This is a genomic window from Symbiobacterium sp. (assembly GCF_040797425.1).
Taxonomy (GTDB): Bacteria; Bacillota; Sulfobacillia; order Symbiobacteriales; family Symbiobacteriaceae; genus Symbiobacterium.
Genome location: NZ_JBFNEH010000097.1, coordinates 1 through 5,571 on the forward strand (window position 1 = coordinate 1; position 5,571 = coordinate 5,571).

A 5,571-nucleotide genomic window follows, 5' to 3' on the forward strand; every position below is an offset into this window, starting at 1 on the left:
CAAACGGGGCTTGAGGGCCGCCACTTTGAATTTCCACGATTTCCGGGACAACGCCAAGGAGCCCGGAACCCGCAAGTCTTTGTTGTTCCTGTGACAGTTACTGTTGGATGTCTACACTTGCGGGATGCCGCCTGCTGTCATTGAACCTCAGTCCGCCTGTTGGGGCGAGCTTCTCTCGGGGATCAGGAGCGAGGCCGCAATCGCCACGGCGATTGTGCCGAGCACCACCGTGAGCGAGACCCACGTCTTCACGTGGATGCCGAAGGGGGTAGCCAGCATCTTGCCGCCGATGAAGAGCAGGACGAAGGCCAGACCGACGCTGAGGTAGCGGAACTTGTCGAGGATGCCGGCCAGCAGGAAGTAGAGCGCCCGCAGGCCGAGGACGGCGAAGATGTTCGAGGTGAGCACGATGAAGAAGTCCTGGCTGATGCCCATCACCGCCGGGATCGAGTCCACTGCGAAGAGCAGGTCGGTGGCCTCCACCATGACGATCGACATGCCCAGGATCGTGAGCTGCCAGCGGCCCGACTTCCTCGTGATGATGGCGTGACCGTCGAAGCCGGGATAGGTGGGCAGCACGCGGGAGACCAGGCGGTAGATCCGGCTCTCCTCCAGCGACTGCGGCTCCTCGTCGTCGTGGCGGAGCATCTTGAACCCGGTGATCAGCAGGAACACGCCGAAGACCGGGAGCAACCAGGTGAACCGCTCGACCGCCTCCACGCCGAGGAAGATGAGGATGGAGCGCATGATGACGGCGCCGATGACGCCCCACGCCAGCGCCCGGTGCTGCAGGCCCCCGCGGAGGCCGAAGAAGCCGAAGATCGTCGCGATGACGAAGAGGTTGTCGACGCTGAGCGCCTTCTCCATGGTGTAGCCTGCGATATACTGCATCCACATCTCCGCGCCGTAGCGCCAGTACACGTAGCCGCTGAAGAGCAGTGCAAGCAGAATCCACACCAGTGACGTGATGGCCGCTTCCTTGAGCCCGATGTCGTGATCATCCTTGTGCAGTACGAACAGGTCCAGCCAGGTGGCAAAGATTACAAACAGAAAGAACGCGGCCAACTCGAAGGTGTGCACCGCAACCCGTCCTCCTTACCTGTTCCCGCGGTTCGTAGCCGAAGCCTGCCACCAGGACCGCCGCGGCATTCCTGCGGCATCCCTGTAAACCAAAGGGGCATGGCAGACCTTGTTCCGATTTGGAACCAAGGTCTTGCCATGCCCCAGACTTGCGCTGGCGACCGGGGCAGCCGGGGGCGTTCACCCGCAATGACCGACTGCCCCACCTGGATGGACCAGGCTGGCTACTCCCCTTGTTATATAGAGCCAGTACACTACTGATGCTCAGTATACAGGACACCGCGTTCCCGTGTAAAGAGGTGAAGGGGAAGGACGTGCACCCGTCGTCTTACCTGCAGAAGGCCTCGCAGAAAGGGTGTGCGCAACATGGAGACTGGGCACAAGGAACGGAGCAGTCTGTGGGGAGCCGTGCTGATCACCGCGGGCGTGCTGCTGCTCCTCGGCAACCTGCGCATCGTGATCTTGCCCTGGCAAGCGCTGATGTGGCCGTTGATGCTGGGCCTCGCGGGGCTGGGCTTCGCCATGGTCTATTCCGGCAACCGTGACCGGTGGTGGGCGATCATCCCCGCCGGAGTGCTCCTCACCCTGGCGGCCGTCGCCTTCGTCGAATGGCTGCTGCCGTGGGCGGGCACCAGCTGGCTCTTCTTCTTCGGCCTGGCCGTCACCTTCGGCCTGGTCTGGCGGGAGACCGGCCACGCCCAGCAGTGGGCCCGGGTGGTGGCCTGGATCTGCCTGGGCATGACGCTCCTCACGGTACTCGGCCCGCTCTTGCGGTTCGCCTTGCCGCTGGCGCTGCTGGCGGCGGGCGTCTACCTCCTCAGGCGGGAACGCCCGCACTAGCCGCGGCTGGCGGGCTGCGCACAGACATCTGGCGATTGACAACAGTCTGTCCCGGCAGGTAAGATGGATGCGGTGCAAGACCACGAAGGGAGGAGGTGCCGGCATGTTGATGGGCGCTTGCATTGAACTGCGCGCCACCGCGACCGCGCGCGCTCACGTGCGCAACAGCCGGCACGCTCCCGCAGCGTCTGCCTGAACGCGTCACCAGGCCTGACCGCGGGGCGTTGCCCTGCGGTTTTTTGTCTTGTGCATCAAGACGAAGGAGGCCTGGCTCACCTTGGCACGTTACCGGAACGCTGCAGACGTCCTCCCCGCCGAACTGCTCGCCGCGGTTCAGCGGTACGCCGCCGGCGAGCAACTCTACATCCCCCGGGGTGACGAGCGTCTCCCGTGGGGCGCCCGCAGCGGCGCCCGCGCCGAGTTGGCCCGGCGAAACGAGCGCATCCGCCAGCGCCGCGCCGAAGGGGCGACCATCGAGCAGCTCATGCGGGAGTTCCACCTGGGATACGACTCCATCCGCAAGATTATCAGCGGAAAGAACGAGTCCAGCTGTTCGCGGGGCTGATCCGCTCCGCCGGACGGGGGTAAACTGGCATTGCGGCTGGCCAGCCCGCAAGTTCACGCAACAGGAAGGGGGTGGTGACCCTGGTTCACGCCAAGGTCGCTATCCCCGGTGGCCGGTGACCGTTTCGTCCCCAAGGGGGCGCGGCGGCGGCAGTTCGGGGATGGCCCGCGGAAGAGGCAGGCGAGAGCGCCTGCCTTTTCGCATATGGACCCCGCCGGAGACGGAGACTATCCCTCCGGAGGTGTCGGAGCGTGACGATCAAACAGGGGCCGTCGCAGGAGACGGAGCGAGCACTCTACCAGCGGATGGTGGCCAGGGCCGAGCCGAGCCCGCCCCGGCTTCGCAACGCCGTGATGGCGTTCGTCAGCGGCGGCCTCGTCTGCGTGCTCGGCGAGGGCCTCACGGACTTCTGGGAGGCGGTGCTGGGCATCTCCCACAAAGATGCCGCGAATCCCACCGTGGCGACGCTCATCTTCCTCTCGTCCCTGCTCACGGGCCTGGGGCTCTTCGACAAGCTGGCGCGGCACGCCGGCGCGGGCCTGGCGGTTCCGGTTACCGGCTTCGCCAACGCCATGACCGCCTCGGCGCTGGAGTTCAAGCGGGAAGGGCTCGTCTTCGGCGTCGGCGGGCGCATGTTCCAGCTGGCCGGGGCGGTGATCGTCTTCGGCGTGGTGACGGCCTTCGCAGTGAGCATCGTGGCCGGCCTCCTCCGGCTCGGACGGTGAGGGATCGGCCGTGGCCAGGAAACGCATCGGTCCGCAGACGGTGAAGCTGGAGCAGCCACCGGTGATCATCGGCGCGGCTGCGGTGGCCGGCCCCTTGGAGGCGCAGGGGCCGCTGGGCCAGGAGTACGACCGGACCTACCCCGACCTGACGCTCGGCCAGTCGTCCTTCGAGAAGGCCGAGCGCCAGATGATGATCGACGCCTGCAATCTCGCCCTGCAAAAGGCCGGCATCACGGGGAAGCCGCCCGCGGTGGACTACTTCCTCGCCGGCGACCTGCTGAACCAGATCATCTCCGCCTCGTTCAGCGGTCTGGAGGTGGGTGTGCCGATGTACGGGCTCTACGGCGCATGCTCCACCTTCTGCGAGTCGCTGGCCATCGGGGCCCAGCTGATCGACGGCGGCTACGCCGACCGGGTGCTCTGCGCGGCCTCGAGCCACAACGCCGCCGCAGAGCGGCAGTACCGGTACCCCACCGAGTACGGCAACCAGCGCAAGCCTTACGCCCAGTACACGGTGACCGGGGCCGGGGCCGTGGTGCTCGCCGCCATCGGCGAGGGGCCCCGCATCACCTACTGCACCACGGGCAGGGTGGTCGATTTCGGCATTGCCGACCCCTTCAACCAGGGGGCCGCCATGGCTCCCGCCGCCGTCGACACCATCGAGGCCCACCTGCGGGAAACCGGCCGCCGGGTCGAGGATTACGACCTGATCGTCACCGGCGACCTCGCCCGCTTCGGCCGCGATATGGCCAGGCAGCTGGCAGCGCAGCGCAACCTGATCCTGGGCGGCAACTACAACGACTGCGGGGCGATGATCTACGACCACACCCGGCAGGACGTGCACTCCGGGGGCAGCGGCTGCGCCAGCTCCGCCATCGTCACCTGCGGCCACCTGCTGAAGGAGATGGCCCGCGGCAAGCTGCGTCGGATCCTGGTGGTGGCAACCGGGGCTCTGCTCTCGCCGACCACGTTCCAGCAGGGGGAGAACATCCCGGCCATCGCCCACGCGGTGGCACTGGAGGCATGACCCGATGATGTACCTGAAAGCCTTCCTCGTCGGCGGGTTCATCTGCCTCGTCGCACAGGTCATCCTGGACAATACCAAGTTGAGCCCTGGCCACGTGCTCTCCGGTTTCACGGTGGCCGGCGGCATTCTCGGCGGGCTCGGGCTGTACGACAAGCTGGTGGAGTTCGCCGGCGCCGGCGCCTCAGTGCCGATCTCCAGCTTCGGCAACTCGCTGGTCAAGGGCGCCCTCCAGGAGCTGGAGGCGCACGGGCTGGTCGGCGCGCTCACCGGCATGTTCGAGATGACCAGCGCCGGGATCGCCGCGGCTATCATCTTCGCCTTCCTGACCGCGGTGACGTTCAACCCCAAGAGCTGAAGCTGGCGCCGGGTCGACCGCTCCCTTCCGCTGCATACAGTAGTGCAGCGAAGGGAGGGGAGACCCGGCGTGTTTGAGTTCCCTACATACGACGCGGCGGCCATGGCCTACCAGCACGTGGCCGAGTGGGCGCGCCAGGTGCGGGCCCACATTGCCGCCCTCGCGGCCGGCGGCTGGCCGGCCAGGGAGGTGCAGCGCTGGGAGGAGCGCTTCGCCCGGCTGCAGGAGGACGCAGAGGGGATGCGCGCCCGCCCGGACGCGCTGATGGCGGAGGCCTACGAGGCTCTGGACGGCCTCGTCCAGGCGCTGGCGGCCGGGGCACCCGCACCGGCGATCGGCGACGGGCGACCCGGAGGGCTCAGACCGGTGCCGCCGGGCCAGCACAGGCTGCCGCCGCTGCCCTATGCCTACGACGCGCTGGAACCGCACATCGACGCCGAGACGATGCGGCTGCACCACGACCGGCATCACCGCGCCTACGTGGAGGGGCTGAACCGGGCGGAACGGGCGCTGGCCGAGGCGCGCACCTCGGGCGACTTCGCCCTGGTGAAGCACTGGGAACGGGAGCTGGCCTTCAACGGCGCCGGCCACTACCTGCACACGCTCTTCTGGGAGAGCATGGCGCCCGGCGGCAGCGAGCCCGACCGGGAGCTCATCGCCCAGATGGAGCAGGACTTCGGCGGCTTCGAGCGGTTCCGGCAGCAGTTCAGCCGCGCGGCGGAGGGCGTGGAGGGGGGAGGCTGGGCCATCTGGGTCTGGTCCCCGCGGGCGAACCGTACGGAGATCCTCACGGCGGAGAAGCACCAGAACCTGAGCCAGTGGGACGTGGTGCCGCTCCTGCCGCTGGACGTGTGGGAGCACGCGTATTACCTCAAGTACCGCAACGACCGGGCAGCGTACGTGGAGAACTGGTGGAACGTGGTCAACTGGCCCGCCGTGGCCGCGCGGCTGCGCCGGGCCCGAGAGCTCTACTGGGAGC

The 5,571-nt window shown here is 67.5% G+C and carries 7 protein-coding genes; 6 read left to right on the plus strand and 1 reads right to left on the minus strand.

The genetic code is table 11. From position 1 onward, the window contains the following. Positions 1-147: 147 nt before the first annotated feature. A complete protein-coding gene (locus tag AB2385_RS16485) occupies positions 148-1,080 on the minus strand; it encodes a TerC family protein (RefSeq protein WP_367656106.1) in 933 nt (310 codons plus the stop codon). A 366-nt stretch (positions 1,081-1,446) separates the two neighbouring features. On the opposite strand from AB2385_RS16485, the gene AB2385_RS16490 reads away from it, so the two are divergent. The 6 genes from AB2385_RS16490 to AB2385_RS16515 form a co-directional block, all read left to right on the plus strand. After that, on the plus strand, positions 1,447-1,920 hold the full coding sequence (locus AB2385_RS16490; protein ID WP_367656107.1) for a hypothetical protein: 474 nt from the start codon (positions 1,447-1,449) through the stop codon (positions 1,918-1,920). Positions 1,921-2,197: 277 nt separating this feature from the next. Further along, positions 2,198-2,485, plus strand: a complete 288-nt coding sequence (locus tag AB2385_RS16495; RefSeq protein ID WP_367656108.1) for a CD3324 family protein — start codon at positions 2,198-2,200, stop codon at positions 2,483-2,485. Positions 2,486-2,736: 251 nt separating this feature from the next. Continuing rightward, a complete protein-coding gene (gene spoVAC / locus AB2385_RS16500) occupies positions 2,737-3,210 on the plus strand; it encodes a stage V sporulation protein AC (RefSeq protein ID WP_367656109.1) in 474 nt (157 codons plus the stop codon). Positions 3,211-3,220: 10 nt separating this feature from the next. Further along, positions 3,221-4,237: a stage V sporulation protein AD gene (gene spoVAD, locus AB2385_RS16505; RefSeq protein ID WP_367656110.1), complete on the plus strand. Its 1,017-nt coding sequence runs from the start codon at positions 3,221-3,223 to the stop codon at positions 4,235-4,237. Positions 4,238-4,241: 4 nt separating this feature from the next. After that, on the plus strand, positions 4,242-4,592 hold the full coding sequence (gene spoVAE, locus AB2385_RS16510) for a stage V sporulation protein AE (RefSeq protein ID WP_367656111.1): 351 nt from the start codon (positions 4,242-4,244) through the stop codon (positions 4,590-4,592). A 366-nt stretch (positions 4,593-4,958) separates the two neighbouring features. Beyond that, positions 4,959-5,571, plus strand: a 613-nt coding sequence (locus tag AB2385_RS16515; protein WP_367656112.1) for a superoxide dismutase, incomplete at its 3' end; no start/stop codon positions are given.